A 15,968-nucleotide genomic window follows, 5' to 3' on the forward strand; every position below is an offset into this window, starting at 1 on the left:
CGCTTTTCTGACCCTCGGGGAGACTTGATGCTTCGCAACGCCATCATCGCCGCCCTGGCCGCCGCTCCGCTGGCCCTGGGCGCGTCCGCCGCCCTCGCCGCGCCGCCGACCGGCCAGAGCCTCTACGCCGACAACTGTTCGGCCTGCCACCAGGTCACCGGCAAGGGGGTGAAGGGCGCTTTCCCGGCCCTGGCCGGCGCGCCGATCGTCCAGGGCGACGGCAAGCTCATGGCCGCCGTCGTCATCAACGGCCGGGCCGGCATGCCCTCGTTCAAGGACGACCTGTCCGACGCCGAGCTGACCGGCATCCTCAACTACGTGCGCGGCGCCTGGGGCAACAAGGGCAAGCCCGTCAGCTTCGCCGACATCTCCAGCGTCCGCGCCCAGTCGAACGCCAAGGCCAAGGCCCGCGGCCTGCAGGCCCACTGAGTTCCGAAACGACAAACCAGGAGACGCCCATGAAACGCCTCGCCCTCGCCCTGCTCGGCGCCGCCGCCTTCGCCGCTCCGCTCGCGGTGCAAGCCCAGGGGATCGTCCGCGGCGGCGACCCCAAGTCGGCCATCGCCAGCGTCGTCACCGTGCCGGCCGGCTACGACACCATCTATGTCAGCGGCATGACCCCGCCGGTCGTCGACGCCAACGCCACGGGCGTCGCCAAGTTCGGCGACACCAAGACCCAGACCATCGGCGTCATCAAGCGCCTGGAAGACGCGCTGAAGAGCCAGGGCGCGACCCTGTCCGACGTCGTCATGATGCGCGTCCTGCTGGTCGGCGACCCGGCCAAGGACGGCAAGATGGACTTCGCCGGCATGATGGAAGGCTACAAGACCTTCTTCGGCACCGCCGAACAGCCCAACAAGCCCTCCCGCATCACCAGTCAGGTCTCCTCGCTGGTCGCCGACGGCATGCTGGTCGAGATCGAAGTCCAGGCCGCCCGCCCGCCGAAGAAGTAAGGAGAATCCCTCTCTCATAGAGAGAGGGAGGGGCCCGCCGCGCAGCGGTGGGAGGGTGAGAGGTTTCACCGCATCCGGCGAACCCCGATCCCTTCCATCGCGGGCCTCAGGTGCGCACGCCCCCGCCTCCCGTCATTCCCGCCCCTGTGGCGGGGACATCCACCGCTGCCGACAACCCGCCAGGAAGCGGACGGTTCTTGTGTCGGCTGAGGGTGGAAAACAGACCTTACGACGGCTAGCGTCACCGCATGAGTGACTGGTTCAGCAAGGGTTGCGAGATTTGCCGACAAGGCATTCTCTCCGGAGATAGCTCTACTCCCGCACGGATTGGGACGAGCGTGCCCATGCACGCACATCTACGCCGATGCCAAATGTGCGGCTCATGGTGGGAAGAGAACGAGCGCGAAGCCCACGTCATTGGTGAGCGGGAGGCGCGCACGACCTTTCAAGAGCTGTTCTAACCGGCCGCAATGGGTGGTGAGCAGAAGCTGACTCTGCGAGATTGCCGAAATGAGCATTCTTAGGACGAAGCTGTTTGAGGTTCCCCGCCCGACGCTGTTGCTACAGCTCGCTCGTGGCATCACCGAGCTGACAATCCGGAGCCGTTACTACTATGACCAGCCAGACGGGAAATCGCGGCTTGTCGAAGGCAATGAGGCAATCCACAGGCTCAACGGCCACCTTCGTGACTTGCTCGATCCAAATGAAGAGCTAACCGAAAGTCGGAAGGATGGGATCGTAGAGCAACTGTGCGTCCTGTCGCCCCCAGCCTTGGATCGCATTTTCAGCCAACGAACTTGAGAAAATTCACTTCGACTCCGCTTCGCAGCTAAGCGCGCTTAATGGCTGCTAAGGGTGGAAAGAGGGCATTGGACTTGCTCGCGGTCTGCTGCGTGCAAAGGCCGCAGGTACCGGGTCGCAACGCTACCGCCGAACGTAGGTCTGGCCGTCGTAGACCAGCTTACCGGGCGCCTCGAAGCGCACGATCTGCCCGGTGAGCGGGATCAGCTCGACCCGGACGCTTTCCGGATCGGCGGCCGCCTCGGCCGGCGAGGCCATCGCGCCGGCCTTCACAACCATGCGGCCGTCTTGCTCGACGACGTCGATGCGCCCCATGGCCGGGTTCTCATAGGCGCCGACATAGGTCGGGGTCGGCGCTCGCAGCGGCCACGGCCGCGCGGCGCGCTCGGCCCGGCTGGCCGCCAGACCCTTCAACCGCTTGTCGCGGCGTGCGACCAGCGCCGCCAGTTCGGCGTCGTAGTGGGCCTCGAGGTCCGGGCGGACCGCGAAGCGGTCATAGACGTAGTCGGCCACGAGATCGACCAGTTCGCCGGCCACGGCGTCCTCGTTGGCAATCACCGCCACGCCCAGCCCGCGCGCGGGCATGAACGAGACGTGGGCTCGCGATCCGGCGAAATTGCCGAAGTGATGGATCAGCGCCGCATCGCCATAGCGGCCGATCTGCCAGCCCAAGCCGTAGCCGTCGCGGACATAGGGGCCGAACGTGGTCTGCTGGGTGACCAGCGACTGGTGGGTGGCGGCGACGAGGCCGGCTGGGAACACCCGGCGCCCGTCCACGACGCCGTCGTTCAACTGGATTTCCAACCAGCGCGCCATGTCGTGAGCCGTCGAGACCAGGCCGCCGGCCGACTGCATGGTGGCGTTGCTTTTCTGCAGCGGGCTTGGGGCCATGCGCCCATCGGGCCCTGGCGTGTGGCCGACCGCGACCCGCATCTTGCGCCGCGCCTCGTCGATCCGGGCCGTGGTGTGGGTCATCCCGGCCGGGGCCAGGACCTCCTCGTCCACCATCGCGCGCCAGCCCCGGCCGAAGCGGTCCTCGATCAGCGTGGTGGCCAAGTTGTAGCCGGTGTTGGTGTAGCGGAACGTTCCGTATGGCTGGCTCCGGCGCGTGTCCGCCAGCAGAGCGCTCATAAGCCTGGTCGTGTGCACACCTGAATAGGCTGCCCGGAAAGCGATCGGCTCGTTCTCCAGGCCCGAGCGATGGCTCAGCAAATCGTTGAGGCTGGTCGAGGATGCGATGTCGGCCGGTAGCGAGCTCCTTCCGATCCAGGTTTTGAGCGGCGCGTCGAGAGCGAGCTCCCTGCGCTCGGCCATGGCGGCGATCGACAGCGCGGTGAAGGCCTTGGTCGCCGAGGCGATGTAGAAGCCCGTGTCGGCGTCGACGGCCTTGCCCGTGCTTAGGTCCGCCACGCCGTAGCCCGCCGTCATGACAACGTCGGGTCCCTTGACCACCGTTACGGAGAGGCCGGGCACTACCTCGACCCGATCCATCGCCTTGCGAACGAAGGCGTCGATATCCTTGGCCTCCGGACTCGTGGCCAGCAGGGCGATGGTGAAGAGCGCGACGATGGACATGATGGAAGCCTCCCGCAGGTTAGAGGCTTCGGCAGCGGTGTTTGGAGGCGCGCACGTACGAAAATTTACGATGCGGTTTCCCAAATAGCCCCGGCGAAGCCGGCGCGGTTGAAGAGGGGCGGGGCGATGGCGACAGGAAAGGCAGTGAGGACTAGATCGGCTCGAGCATGTCGGCGAGCGCCAGCACCGCCGTCCACGTCCGCCCCGTGATCCGCGTGCCGAGGGTCTTCTCGACCAGGCTGGTGGTCAGTTTCGAGCCGCCGACGCCGTCGGGATAGATCGCATAGATCTGGCGGCTTTCGGCCCGCGCCTGCTCGGTCCCGCGGATCGCCGCGCGCAGGGCGCCCATGGCCTTCTTGTCGGGGGTGTCCTTGCAGAACAGAGTCATCAGCCAGCCCGGATCGGCCGCCGCGAAGTCCGGGAACGGGTTGGCCGCGACCAGGGCCCGCCAGGCCTCGGCGGTTCGGACATAGACATCGGTGCGCAGGCCCAGGCGCGCCATCAGCTCGGTTTCGATCTGGGTCTGAAGTTCCGCGCCGGTGCGCTCGCCGCTCTCGAACACCAGGTCGCCGACCTTGGGGCCCATGCGGACTTCGGTGTGGCCGAGATCGGTCAGCAGGCCGGTCAGCTCGTCGGCGGTGATCAGACGACCACCGGCGGCGTTGACGCCGCGCAGCAGGGCGATGTGGAGGGACATGGTCGGGCCTTTCGAACGAGGCGGCTGTTTAAGCCCTGGGCGGGCCGCCGTCGCGGGGGATTTGAGGCCGGCGCTTCGCGCGCCGGGTCCGGCGGACCTTTCGCCATGAAATGACAGACGCAACGCAAGGTCCGGCGCCCTTGGCGAAGACCCTAGCCGTGGATGGGCGGCCCCCTCACCCGTCGTTGGCGTGCTTGATCAGGTTGTCGCGCACCTTCGTCACCGTCTTCTGCACCTGCGCGAACTCCTCCGGCGCCAGGCCCGTGGCCTTGACCAGGGTCTTCTGGCCGCCCTTTTCGCGCAGGGCGCGCCCCGCCTCCGTCAGACTGACGATCACCTGCCGCTCGTCGGCGGGATCGCGGCGGCGGGTCAGATAGCCCAGGCTCTCCAGCTTCTTGAGGATCGGGGTCAGGGTGTTGGACTCCAGGAACAGCTTGTCGCCCAGGCTCTTGACGCTCTGGCCGTCCTCCTCCCACAGCGCCACGATGATGATCCACTGGGTGTAGGTCACGCCCAGTTCGTCGAGGATCGGCTTGTAGGCCCGGCCATAGGCCAGGTTGGCCGAATAGACCGCGAAGCACAGGAAATCGGCGAGGCGCGGGGCCTTCTTCTCGGCGGCGGGAGGCGTCTCTGGGGTCGTCATGGCGGCCTTTGCGAAGCGGGATCGGGTCGGACGCCGCGAATATAAATCGGATCCGATTAAATCGGAAGGTTGACACGCGCTCGAACTCCGATTTATGAGATCGATACCGATTAAATCGGATCCGATTGAAAAGGAAAAACGCCATGACCACCCCGATCGACGCCGTCCTCTACACCGGCGCCACCCACGTCACCGGCGGCCGCGACGGCGCGGCCCGCAGCACCGACGGCAAGCTCGACGTGCGCCTGTCGCGCCCTGGAAGCGCCGGTCCCGGGACCAATCCCGAGCAGCTGTTCGCCGCCGGCTGGTCGGCCTGCTTCATCGGCGCGCTGGGCCTGGCCGCCCACGCCCAGGGCGTCGCCCTGCCCGCCGACGTGGCGATCGACGCCGAGGTCGACCTGGCCAAGGCCGGCGAAGGCTTCGTGCTGCGCGCCCGCCTCAATGTCAGCCTGCCGGGCCTGGCGCCGGAGACGGCCCGCGTCCTGGTCGAGGCCGCCCACCAGACCTGCCCCTATTCCAAGGCCGTGCGCGGCAATATCGACGTCGAGCTGAACCTGATCTGACCCGGCCGGCGGGCCGATCCCCTTCCCTGTCGGCCCGCCTCGCCGCTTCCAGCCGGTCCAAATCACGATCGCCGCCGCCAATCCCCGTCCGCCCGTCCGCGCCACTCTCGCCGCCCAACCGGAGAGCCACCCCATGACCGCGTCGTCCGCCTCGCCCGCCATCGATCTTCGCCGTCGCCGCCTGTTCCAGGCCGCCGCCGTCCTGGGCGGAGCCGCCGCCCTCACCGCCCTGGCCGCCTCCTCCGCCCGCGCCGCCCCCGCCCAGCCGGGCTGGACCCTGCGCCAGGTCGAGGCCGGCGACCTCGTGGTCGGCTATGCCGAGCAGGGACCCGTCGACGGCGCCCCGGTGATCCTGCTGCACGGCTGGCCCTACGACATCCACGCCTTCGCCGAAGTCGCCCCGATCCTGGCCGCGGCCGGCAAGCGAGTGATCGTCCCGCACCTGCGCGGCTACGGGACCACCCGCTTCCGCTCCGAGGCGACGCCCCGCAACGGCCAGCAGGCCGCCCTGGCGGCCGACGTCATCGCCCTGATGGACGCGCTGAACATCCCGAAAGCCGTGATCGCCGGCTTCGACTGGGGCGCGCGCACCGCCGACATCGTCGCGGCCCTGTGGCCCGAGCGCTGCCAAGCCCTGGTCAGCGTCAGCGGCTACCTGATCGGCAGCCAGCAGGCCAACGCCGCTCCGCTGCCGCCGCAGGCCGAGCTCTCCTGGTGGTACCAGTTCTATTTCGCCACCGAGCGCGGCGCGAAGGGCTACGCCCAGAACACCGACGCCTTCGCCAAGCTGATCTGGAAGACCGCCTCGCCGAAGTGGGCCTTCGACGACGCCACCTTCGCCCGCTCGGCCGCCTCGCTGGCCAATCCCGACCACGTGGCCATCACGATCCACAACTACCGCTGGCGGCTGGGTTTGGCCCAGGGAGAAGCCCGCTTCGACGCGATGGAGGCGAAACTCGCCCAGGCCCCCGTCATCACCGTCCCGACCATCACGATGGAGGGCGACGCCAACGCCGCGCCCCACCCCGCCCCCGCCGCCTACGCCGGCAAGTTCAAGGGCCGCTACGAGCACCGCCTGGTCGGCGGCGGCGTCGGTCACAACCTGCCGCAGGAAGCGCCCCAGGCCTTCGCCAAGGCCGTCCTCGACGTCGCCCGCTGGGCCTGACGCTTACCGGAGAAGGAGCCATCGCCATGGCCGATCCGAACCCGCTGTCGCGCCGCGCCTGGCTGAAGGCCGCAGGCCTCGGCGCCCTGTCGCTGGGCGGCGTGCTGGCCCTGCCGCCGGCCCGCCAGGCCCTGGCCCGGGCGCTGGAGCCCTCGCCGGCGCTGAACGCCCTGCGCCTGTCGGGACCCTGGCTCAACAGCCCGCCGCTCGACGCCGCGTCCCTGAACGGCAAGGTCGTCGTGGTCTGCTTCTGGACCTATTCCTGCATCAACAGCCTGCGCGCCCTGCCCTATCTGCGCGCCTGGCGGGCGCGCTATGGCGAGCGCCTGGCGATCGTCGGCGTCCACACTCCCGAGTTCGTGTTCGAGGGCGAGACCGCCAATGTGCGCCAGGCCCTGACGGATCTGGGCGTCGACTTCCCGGTCGTGCTCGACAGCGAGCGGCGGATCTGGAGCGCCTTTGGCAACAACGCCTGGCCGTCGTTCCACTTCATCGGCGCCGACGGCCGCGCCCGGGGCCATGTCGATGGCGAGGGCGGCTACGACGCCTGCGACCGCCGGATCCAGGAGTTGCTGGCGCAGATCCCCGGCCCGGCCGTTCCCACCGGCCCGACATCGGCCGTCGGGCGCGGTCCCGAGGCGGCCGCCGACTGGAACGACCTCGGCTCGGGCGAAAGCTATGTCGGCTATGGCCAGGCCCAGGCCTGCGTCTCGCCGGGCGGCCTGCGCCCCGACCGCGGCCACCTCTACCGCGCCCCCGACCGCCTGCCGCTGAACGGCTGGGGCCTGACCGGCGAGTGGGTCGCGGGCCGCGAGTTCGCCGCCTCCGCCGCGCCGAGCGCCGGCCTCGTCCACCGCTTCCACGCCCGCGACCTGCACATGGTGCTGGCCCCATCGGATCGGCCCGTGCGGTTCCGCGTCACGCTCGACGGCGCCGCGCCCGGCCAGGATCACGGCTGGGACGTCGCCGCCGACGGCGCCGGCGTGGTCGACCGCCCCCGCATGCACCAGCTGATCCGCCAGGCCGGCTCCATCACCGACCGCACCTTCCAGATCGAGTTCCTCGACCCCGGCGCCCGCGCCTACGTCTTCACCTTCGGCTGACCGCCCTTCCCCACGCCTCCAGGAGACCTCCCATGTCCAAGACCGCCCTCGCCTTCGCCCTGGCTTTCAGCCTCACCGGCGTCGCCGGCGCCCAGGCCGCCCCGCCCGCCGCCAAACCGACCATCGTGCTGGTGCACGGCGCCTTCGCCGACTCCAGCAGCTGGGACGGCGTGGTCGCCGACCTGACCCGCGACGGCTACCACGTGGTCGCCGCCGCCAACCCGCTGCGCGGCGCGGCCTCCGACGCCGCCGCCGTGCGCACGGTGATCAATTCCATCCCCGGCCCGGTGGTGCTGGTCGGCCACTCCTACGGCGGCACGGTGATCTCGGCCGCCGCCGACGGCGCGCCCAACGTCAAGGGTCTCGTCTATGTCGCCGCCTTCGCGCCCGAGGTCGGCGAAAGCACCTTCGACCTGGCCGGCAAGTTCCCGGGCGGCACGCTGGGCGAGGCGCTCGACAAGCCGGTCGATCTGCCCGGCGGCGCCCACGACCTCTATATCCAACAGGACAAGTTCCCGGCCCAGTTCGCCGCCGACGTGCCGCTGGCCAAGGCCCGGCTGATGGCGATCGCCCAGCGCCCCCTGACCGACGCCGCCGGCGCCGAGAAGGCCGTGGCCACGGCCTGGAAGACCATCCCCTCCTGGTGGGTCTATGGCGAGGCCGACCGCAACATCCCGCCGGCCGCCATGGCCTGGATGGCGAAGCGCGCCCACGCCCGCCAGGTCGTCACCGTGCCCGGCGCCTCGCACGTGGTGATGATCTCGCACCCGCACGCCGTCTCGGCCCTGATCGAGACCGCGGCCCGCTGATCCCGGCCTGAAAGGAGAACCGCCATGTCCCGCAGATGGCTGATCACCGGCGGCTCGCGCGGTCTTGGCCGGGCCCTGGCCCAGGCCGCGCTCGAGGCCGGCCAGCGCGTCGTCGCCACCGCCCGCGACCCGGCCGCCCTGGCCGACCTCGCCGAGCAGTACGGCGACGCCGTGCGCCTGGCCGTCCTCGACGTCACCGACCCCGCGGCGGCCGATCGCGCCGTCGCCCTGGCGACGCGCGAGTTCGGCGGCCTCGACGTCGTGGTCAACAACGCCGGCTACGGCGACATCGGCTCGGTGGAGGACACCTCGCTCGACGACTTCCGCAGGCAGATCGACGCCAACCTGTTCGGCGCGATCAACGTCACCAAGGCCGCGATCCCCCTGCTGCGCGAGCAGGGCCTTGGCCGCTTCATCCAGCTGTCGTCGGTGGGCGGACGCCTGGGCGCCCCCGGCCGCGCGGCCTATTCGGCCGCCAAGTGGGCGATCGAGGGCTTTTCCGAGGTGCTGGCCCAGGAGATGGCCCAGGTCGGGGTGAAGGTGACGATCGTCGAGCCGGGCGGCTTCCGCACCGACTTCGCCGGCTCCTCGACCACCCTGGCCGCCGGCCGGGCCGAGTACGACGCCGTCGTCGGCGCCGCCGCGCGGATGCAGGCCCAGTATCACGGCCGCCAGCCCGGCGATCCGAACCGCGCCGCCCAGGCCATCCTGCAGTTGGCCGCGATGGACGAGCCGCCCCTGCGCCTGCCCCTCGGCTCCGACGCCCTCGCCGCCATCCGCGCCGCCAGCGCCCGGCGCGCGGCCGAGCTGGAACGGTGGGCGGCCTTGAGCGCGTCTACGGATTTCTAGGTCGGCATTCGTCCGCTTGGCCCAATTTTGAAGCCGAGCATCCCCGCGAAGGCGGGGACCCAAGCCGAGTCAGCGGGTCGTCCACGGCCGCGCCACATCCGGAACGTCAGCTTGGGTCCCCGCCTTCGCGGGGATTTTACGGGTGGGGGTGCGAACCAGGCGCCCCCCCCAACGAAAAAGGGGAGCGCCCTCACAGGCGCTCCCCCTCCTCGAACCTTCCGAAGAAGCCCGAGCCTTACTTCCCGGCCTTGGTCGCGGCGATATAGTCGTCGACCACGCGGTCCAGCACGGTCAGCGGGGTCATGCCCGACAGCAGGCCCGCGTCGTGGAACTTCTTGATGTCGAACTTCTTGCCCAGTTCCTTCTTGGCGCGCTCGCGGGCCCGCAGCCAGGTGATCTTGCCCAGCATGTACGAGCAGGCCTGGCCCGGCCACACGACGTAGCGTTCGATCTCGGTGATCGTGCCGCTTTCCTCGTCGCCCATGGTCTCGGACATGTACTTCACGGCCTGTTCGCGGCTCCACTTCTTGTAGTGCATGCCGCTGTCGACCACGAGGCGGACGGCGCGGAACAGGGCGTCGTGCAGCATGCCGATGTGGCCGCGCGGGTCGCCCTTGTAGATGCCCATCTCGACGGCCAGCTGCTCGGAATAGAGCGCCCAGCCCTCGGCGTAGCCCGAGAAGCCGATCACCTTGCGGATCATCGGCAGGCCCTGCGCCTCGTTCGACAGCGACAGCTGCAGGTGGTGGCCCGGGACGCCTTCGTGCACCGTCAGGGTGGTCAGGGTGTACTTGGCCTGCTCCTTGGTGTCGCGCAGGTTGATCCAGTAGATCCCCGGGCGCTTCCCATCCAGCGAGGGCGAGTTGTAGTAGCCGCCCGGCGCGCCGGCCTCGATGGCCTTGGGCACGCGGCGGATCTCGAGTTCAGCCTTGGGCAGCGCGCCGAAATAGGCCGGCAGCTGCTTCTCGATCCACTTGGCCTTGACGTTCAAGTCGGCGATCAGCTGTTCCTTGGCCGCGTCGGTGTTCTCGTAGATGTCCTTGCCCAGCTCGGCCATCCGCTCGCCCACCGTGCCCTTGGACATGCCGATCGACTTGAACAGCTTGTCGGCCTCGACCGAGATCGACTTCACCAGGTCCAGGCCCAGCTGGTGGATGTCGTCGGGGCTCATGGTCGCGGTCGTGTAGTTCTTCAGCGACACGGCGTAGTAGTCGCCGCCGTCCTTCAGGCGCCACACGCCGGCGTCGTGGGTGGCCTTCGGGCGCACGCTCTCCAGCAGGGCGATCTGGCGCTTCAGGGCCGGCAGCACCGAGTTCTCATAGACCTTCGAAGCCTCGCCGGCCCAGTCGCCGTCGATCTTCTTTTCCTTGGTGCGGCGGGCCACCGACTTGACCAACGGCGCGTCGGCCGTGGGCGTGTCGGCGAAGGCCTTCATCTGCACCAGGGCCTTGTCGATGACGAAGTCCGGCGGGATCACGCCGTCGGCGTAGTCCTTCTTGGCGATCAGGGTCTCCTGATCCATCAGCCGGGCGAAGCCTTCCATGCGCTGCAGGTAGGCGTCGGCGTCGGCCTTGGTCTCGATGCTGTGCTGGGTGTCGAGGAAGTCGGGCATCGACTGGTAGGCGCCGGTCAGCTGGCTGAGGATGTAGGGCGCGCCCGAACCGCCGCCGGCGTAGCTGAACTTGCGATTGCCCTCGTCCTGCACCGCCAGGGTGAACTCGACGGTGTCGTAGTTGACCGCGTCCATGCCGGTCAGGGCCTTGCGGTCGATCGAGCGCAGCTGGGCCAGCTGGGCGCTGGTCTGGGTCACGCCCGCGGCGATCGCCTCGAACGAGCGGTCGCTCAGCAGGCCCTTGGTCCAGGCCAGGTCGCCGCTGTCGAGGCCAAGGCCGGTGGCCAGTTCCGGCGCCTGGCGCAGCAGCTTGGCCATGGCGTCGTCGAAGAAGGCGTTCAGCTTGGCGGCTTCACCGGCGTTGGACGCCGGCTGGGCGAAGCCCAGCGAGGGCGCGGCGGCGGCGGCGAGGCCGGCGGCCACGGTCGACAGCAGAAGTTCGCGGCGGTTTTGCAAGAGAGAGTCCCCTTCCCTGGAGCCCCTCCCCCAAGGGCGGGCTCGATCCTTACGTCCGGGCGCGATCATGCCGCGCCCGAAACAGCTGGGGCGAAGGCGTAAATGTCCGCGTCAGGCGGGGCAACCGGGGACGGATTAATTCCGTGTCATCAAAGCACTGGAAGATCCGTCCCCATGCCGGCCCAATCAGCGAGCGCCCCTGTAGAGGCGCCACAGGGCCGCGCCGATCTGGCAGGCGAAGATGATCCCGGCCACGAACATGCCGATGTGGAAGCCGGTGTCGACCATGTGCTGCAGCTGGCCCACGTCCTTGGCCGTCGCGGTCACCGGCGTCAGGGTGAACAGCGGCAGAGACTTCCACAGCAGGGTGGTCAGGACCATGCCGCCGATGGCCGTCAGCAGGTCGAACACCGCCCGCGCCCGCACCAGGCCCGGCCTGACCAGGGCGATCAGCGAGGCGACCAGGCTCAAGCCCGCCCAGACCAGGATCGGCCAGTAGAGGGTGGCCCACACCGGCGACGGCGTCAGGGCGATCGCGCCTTTCAGGGTCACGGCCCCGGTCAGGTCCACCCGCCACAGCCCCGTCCACCACAGGATGAACAGCGCCGTGGCGACCACCTCGAACAGGGCCTCGAAGCGCGCCTCGAACATCCCCTTCTTGCGGGTCAGCTGCGGCAGGTCGCGCACGTTCCAGTCGGTCAGGCCGGTCAGCGGCACCCAGCCGCGTTCGATGCCGGCCGCGACCAGGGTCACCAGCCCGGCCAGCATCAGGGCCGAGCGCGGGAAGTCGTGGGTCAGCGCGTCCAGCGTCACGTCCAGCGCCTCGCCCCGGCCCAGCAGGGCGACCACCACCGCCGGCACGACGGTGACGATCGCCGCCAGGGCCACCGCCAGCTTCAGGGCGAAGACGTAGAACGGATAGAGCGTCGGGCCGATCAGGCTCTGCTGCGGGCCATAGCGGCCGGCCACGGCCAGCGGATGGCCGAAGTCCTTGAGCACCGCCTCGCGCTCCTTGTCGGTCAGGGGAGCGCCCTTGGCCTCCTCCTTTTCCTCGATGCGGTTGAGCAGCACGTCGCGCAGTTCGGCGACGATGTCCTCGCGCTGCGCCTTGGGCAGCAGGGCGCCCACGGCGCCGAGATAGCGGTCGAGCAGGTCCATGTGGGATCCCCTCAGATCAGGTTTTGCAGGGTGTCGTTGATGGCGCGCCACTCGGCGGCCAGGCGGGTCAGTACGGCTTCGCCCTCGGGCGACAGGCGGTAGAAGCGCTTCTTGCGCTTCTCCTCCTCGCGCCATTCGGAGGTCAGCAGGCCCTGGCCCTCGAGCCGGCGCAGCATCGGGTAGAGCGCGCCTTCGTCGATCTCCAGTCCCACTTCCGAAAGGGCCTGGCGCAGGCTGTAGCCGTAGCGCTCGACCTTCAGCTGGGCCAGCACGGCCAGGATCAGCGTCCCGCGACGCAGCTCCTGGCGCAGGGATTCGAAGATGTCGGTATCGGTCGGCATGGGCCTTCCTGTCTTGGTGTGCGCCGCATGGTGTGCAACACATAGTGTGCGATACACACTGTGTGTCACACAGTAACTTTGCACGCAACCGCCGTTCGCTGAATCTTTCGTAATGTGCGAGGAGAGGAGCGATCACGGCCCCGACCGCCGGCGCCCGGCGTTGCGGCGCGAAGGGCGTCGTGGTCTTAAGGTCCCGCTTGAGTTGGGGGCTTTCGATGAGACGCATTTCGATCCTGGGGGCGGCCTTGGCCGCGGGACTGTCTGTGGGATCCGCCGCCCGGGCCGACGAAGCGGCCCTGCGGGCGCGCAGCGAGCCGCTCCTCGCCGAACTGCAAGGCGCCCGGCTCCGCGCCTGCGAGGGCGACCTCGCCCAACGCCTGCAAACCGTGACCAACGATCCCGACTTCGATCGCCTCGCGGCCGACCGTCGCGAGACCCTGCTGTTCGCCGAGCTCGGCTGCCAGCAAAAGGCCAAGGACGGCCCCGCCGTCATCGCGACGGCGCGACGCCTGCTCGGGGTAGCGGTTCGCCCGGAGGTCCGCGCTCAGGCGGCCCTGGCCCTGGTGATCGACGCCAGCCGCCGCGGCGCGCCCGCCGACATGGCGGCCAATGTGCAGATCGTGCTCGAGACCGGCCCGGAGCTGCTCACCGGGGCGCCGGTCCAACTGTTCGACTGGTCTCTGACCGGGCTGACCGACGATCCGGCCGCCGCCGGCGCCTTCGTCTCGGTCCTGCGCCGCGCGCCCTGGACCACCGAGGACGCCCACCAGGCCGTCGACAACCGCTGGGCCCTGCGCGAGGCGACCTTCGCCGCCGACGCGGGCGACATGACCCGCGCCGCCGCCGTCCTGTCCCGGGCCACCGAACTGCCGACCCTGATGGCCGTCTACCAGGACCGCCGCTTCGAGCCCCTGTGGCCGGACATGGCCGCCGCCGGCCGCTTCGACTGGCGCGCCCTGGAGACCGCCCGCCTGGCCGGGATCGACGAACGCATCCGCCGCGAACCGCGCCGCCTGGAGCTGGTCGTCCAGCGCATCCAGGCCCTGCACAATCTCCAGCGCTATGACGAGGCCCGCGCCGTCGGGGCCGACTACGTCGCCCGCATGCAGCGCAAGGACGCCTTCGACGATCAGGCCGAACAGAAGGCCTGGGTGCTCTACGCCTACGCCAACATCCTCAGCGACCTGGGCGAGCGCTCGCCCGCCGACCAAGCCCTGGCCGAAGGCGCCCAGGGGCAGGACAAGATCAGCCAGAACGTCAACCGCGCCGCCCTGCAGCTGACCCTCGGACATCCGGCCCAGGCCCTGGAGGCGATCGAGCAGGTTCCTCCGGACTACGGCACGGCCTACGGCCGCATGGTCGTCGCCAGCAACAAGCTGTGCGCCCTGGCCATGCTCGACCGGCGGCCGGAAGCCGAGGCCGAACTGCCCAGGCTGCGATCGAACTGGCGCGACGCTCCCGGCGCGACGGTCGAAGGCCTGGCCTGCCTCGAACGCGACGACGAGGCGGCCGCCGCTCTCGTCCGCTGGCTGCAGGACCCGGCCTTGCGGGGCGACGCGCTCGCCTGGTTCCGCCACGGCCAGAAGTCGCCCGCCGCCAAGGCCGCCGAGCCGACCCGGCCGGCCTACCTGCGCCGCCAGAGCGCCCTGAAGACCCGCACCGAGGTCAAGGCGGCCCTCGACAAGGTCGGCCGCGCGCTCTCCGTCGACCTGGCCGGCGAATACGGCGGCTGACCGGCTCCGCGCGAGACAAACGCCCCTCCCCGGCCCAAACTCTCGCCATGGCCCACGACCTCCAGCGCTTCGTCGACGCCCAGGCGAGCACCTACGCCGCCGCCCTGGCCGAGCTGCGCGCCGGCGCCAAGCGCAGCCACTGGATGTGGTTCGTCTTCCCGCAGGTCGAGGGCCTGGGCCGCAGTTCGACGGCCCAGTTCTATGCGGTCGCGGGCCTCGACGAGGCCCGCGCCTATCTCGCCCATCCGGTGCTGGGCGCGCGGCTGGCCGAGGTCGTCGACGCCATCCTCGCCCTGCCCGGAAACGACGCCCACGCCGTGTTCGGCTCGCCCGACGACCTCAAGCTGCGCTCCAGCCTGACCCTGTTCGCCGCCGCCGCGCCTGGCGAAGCCCGCTTCCGCGCCGCCCTCGACAAGTACTTCGGCGGCCAGGACGATTTGGCCACCCTGGCGCGCCTGTGACATTCGCCACACCCGCATAGGGCGAATCCGTGCATTTGTGACTCCTGATTGTTCAACCAGGGGGCCTTGGCCATGCACAGACTCACACCCGCGCGTCTCGTCGTCGCCGGATTCGCCGTCGCGACGCTCGCCCTCGCGCCACAAGCCCTGGCCTTCGGCACGATCCGCAGCCTCGGCCAGAACGCCGAGCACGAGCGCATCACCCGCACGGGCCTGGGCGGCGCCGGCTTCGGCTCCGCCACCCTCGACCTGCTGGCCGGCAAGAACGGAACCTTCGGCGCCGTCGGCGCCCCCGACCGTCCCGGCCGCGGCCTGATCAGCGTCTCCCAGGCCCACTGCGACGACGGCGACTGGTTCGACAGGCCCGGCTACGCCCAGAACCTGTCCCAGGCCAACGCCGCCCTGCGCGCCTGTCGCAGCCTGATGTACAGCAACCTCGACCAGGCCCTGCTCCGCGCGGGCGACCTGGTTCGCCCCGACCTCTCCTACGGCGACACCACCACCGGCTCGGACTGCCCGTTCGACGGCGAGAAGGGCTCGCCCAAGTGCCGGACCCTGGAATATCTCGGCCTGGCCCTGCACGCCTCGCAGGACTTCTACTCGCACAGCAACTGGGTCGACGCCCCGCGTCCCAAGCCCACCGTCGAGAACCCGCCGGGCCTCAACAACAACGGCCCCGCCGACTGGCTCGGCCCCAGCCTGCCCGCCCAGGTCCCGGCCGGCCTGATCACCGGCTGCTACGGCTTTCCCGAGTGGGCCAGCTGCCGCGGCCGGGTCAAGCACGACTACCTGAACAAGGACACCGCCGGCACGAGCCGCGGCGGCTACGACAAGGCCATGCGGGTCGCCGCCCAGGACACCCGCGCCAAGTGGGACCAGTTCTCCGGCAAGGTCCGCGCCCGCTACGGCGACACCCGGGGGAACAAGATCCTCTGCGTCATCCGCTCGGACCGTCCGCGCGAGAGCTGCGGCTGAGGCTTCGGCAAACTTCCTGAGTAATTTTTCACCGAGCATCCCCGCGAAGGCGGGGATCCAAGCCGAGCCGGCGG

At 69.8% G+C, this 15,968-nt stretch carries 16 protein-coding genes; 10 read left to right on the plus strand and 6 right to left on the minus strand.

Going from position 1 to position 15,968, the window contains the following annotated elements:
• Positions 1 to 27 precede the first annotated feature (27 nt).
• Together AC1RRS_RS18725 and AC1RRS_RS18730 are read left to right on the plus strand one after the other, a co-directional pair.
• Positions 28 to 429: a c-type cytochrome gene (locus tag AC1RRS_RS18725; protein WP_110118707.1), complete on the plus strand. Its 402-nt coding sequence runs from the start codon at positions 28 to 30 to the stop codon at positions 427 to 429.
• Between the two features lie 29 nt (positions 430 to 458).
• A complete protein-coding gene (locus AC1RRS_RS18730; RefSeq protein ID WP_492856413.1) occupies positions 459 to 953 on the plus strand; it encodes a RidA family protein in 495 nt (164 codons plus the stop codon).
• 924 nt (positions 954 to 1,877) lie between these two features.
• Here the strand turns inward: AC1RRS_RS18730 and AC1RRS_RS18735 are convergent.
• The 3 genes from AC1RRS_RS18735 to AC1RRS_RS18745 all read right to left on the minus strand — a co-directional run bounded on the left by AC1RRS_RS18735 (position 1,878) and on the right by AC1RRS_RS18745 (position 4,669).
• Positions 1,878 to 3,329 (minus strand): serine hydrolase domain-containing protein, encoded by a 1,452-nt coding sequence (locus tag AC1RRS_RS18735; RefSeq protein ID WP_492856414.1) that lies wholly within the window; start codon positions 3,327 to 3,329, stop codon positions 1,878 to 1,880.
• A gap of 151 nt (positions 3,330 to 3,480) precedes the next feature.
• Entirely contained in the window at positions 3,481 to 4,026 is a 546-nt protein-coding gene (locus AC1RRS_RS18740) for a DUF1697 domain-containing protein (RefSeq protein WP_487291865.1), read from the minus strand.
• A 175-nt stretch (positions 4,027 to 4,201) separates the two neighbouring features.
• Positions 4,202 to 4,669: a MarR family winged helix-turn-helix transcriptional regulator gene (locus AC1RRS_RS18745; protein WP_492856415.1), complete on the minus strand. Its 468-nt coding sequence runs from the start codon at positions 4,667 to 4,669 to the stop codon at positions 4,202 to 4,204.
• A 143-nt stretch (positions 4,670 to 4,812) separates the two neighbouring features.
• On the opposite strand from AC1RRS_RS18745, the gene AC1RRS_RS18750 reads away from it, so the two are divergent.
• The 5 genes from AC1RRS_RS18750 to AC1RRS_RS18770 all read left to right on the plus strand — a co-directional run bounded on the left by AC1RRS_RS18750 (position 4,813) and on the right by AC1RRS_RS18770 (position 9,158).
• A complete protein-coding gene (locus AC1RRS_RS18750; protein WP_492856416.1) occupies positions 4,813 to 5,232 on the plus strand; it encodes an organic hydroperoxide resistance protein in 420 nt (139 codons plus the stop codon).
• A gap of 133 nt (positions 5,233 to 5,365) precedes the next feature.
• On the plus strand, positions 5,366 to 6,397 hold the full coding sequence (locus AC1RRS_RS18755) for an alpha/beta fold hydrolase (protein WP_492856417.1): 1,032 nt from the start codon (positions 5,366 to 5,368) through the stop codon (positions 6,395 to 6,397).
• Between the two features lie 26 nt (positions 6,398 to 6,423).
• The gene (locus tag AC1RRS_RS18760) at positions 6,424 to 7,500 is read left to right on the plus strand and encodes a hypothetical protein (protein WP_492856418.1); all 1,077 of its coding nucleotides are present in this window, start codon (positions 6,424 to 6,426) and stop codon (positions 7,498 to 7,500) included.
• Positions 7,501 to 7,532: 32 nt separating this feature from the next.
• Entirely contained in the window at positions 7,533 to 8,309 is a 777-nt protein-coding gene (locus AC1RRS_RS18765; RefSeq protein ID WP_492856419.1) for an alpha/beta fold hydrolase, read from the plus strand.
• Between the two features lie 24 nt (positions 8,310 to 8,333).
• On the plus strand, positions 8,334 to 9,158 hold the full coding sequence (locus tag AC1RRS_RS18770; protein WP_492856420.1) for an oxidoreductase: 825 nt from the start codon (positions 8,334 to 8,336) through the stop codon (positions 9,156 to 9,158).
• 235 nt (positions 9,159 to 9,393) lie between these two features.
• On the opposite strand, the gene AC1RRS_RS18775 is transcribed toward AC1RRS_RS18770, so the two are convergent.
• From AC1RRS_RS18775 to AC1RRS_RS18785, 3 genes are all read right to left on the minus strand, one after another.
• Complete coding sequence (locus tag AC1RRS_RS18775; protein WP_492856421.1) at positions 9,394 to 11,226, minus strand: DUF885 domain-containing protein; 1,833 nt, start codon at positions 11,224 to 11,226, stop codon at positions 9,394 to 9,396.
• Between the two features lie 186 nt (positions 11,227 to 11,412).
• Positions 11,413 to 12,384: an HAAS signaling domain-containing protein gene (locus AC1RRS_RS18780; protein WP_492856422.1), complete on the minus strand. Its 972-nt coding sequence runs from the start codon at positions 12,382 to 12,384 to the stop codon at positions 11,413 to 11,415.
• A gap of 11 nt (positions 12,385 to 12,395) precedes the next feature.
• Entirely contained in the window at positions 12,396 to 12,725 is a 330-nt protein-coding gene (locus AC1RRS_RS18785) for a PadR family transcriptional regulator (protein WP_110118688.1), read from the minus strand.
• A gap of 215 nt (positions 12,726 to 12,940) precedes the next feature.
• Here AC1RRS_RS18785 and AC1RRS_RS18790 point away from each other — a divergent pair, with 215 nt between their 5' ends.
• The 3 genes from AC1RRS_RS18790 (at position 12,941) to AC1RRS_RS18800 (ending at position 15,894) form a co-directional block, all read left to right on the plus strand.
• The gene (locus AC1RRS_RS18790; protein WP_492856423.1) at positions 12,941 to 14,458 is read left to right on the plus strand and encodes a hypothetical protein; all 1,518 of its coding nucleotides are present in this window, start codon (positions 12,941 to 12,943) and stop codon (positions 14,456 to 14,458) included.
• Positions 14,459 to 14,505: 47 nt separating this feature from the next.
• The gene (locus tag AC1RRS_RS18795) at positions 14,506 to 14,919 is read left to right on the plus strand and encodes a DUF1810 domain-containing protein (protein WP_492856424.1); all 414 of its coding nucleotides are present in this window, start codon (positions 14,506 to 14,508) and stop codon (positions 14,917 to 14,919) included.
• Between the two features lie 72 nt (positions 14,920 to 14,991).
• Positions 14,992 to 15,894, plus strand: a complete 903-nt coding sequence (locus AC1RRS_RS18800) for a hypothetical protein (protein ID WP_492856425.1) — start codon at positions 14,992 to 14,994, stop codon at positions 15,892 to 15,894.
• The last annotated feature ends 74 nt before the right edge of the window (positions 15,895 to 15,968 follow it).

The sequence above is a fragment of the Caulobacter sp. GW821-FHT12A07 genome, from assembly GCF_058807655.1.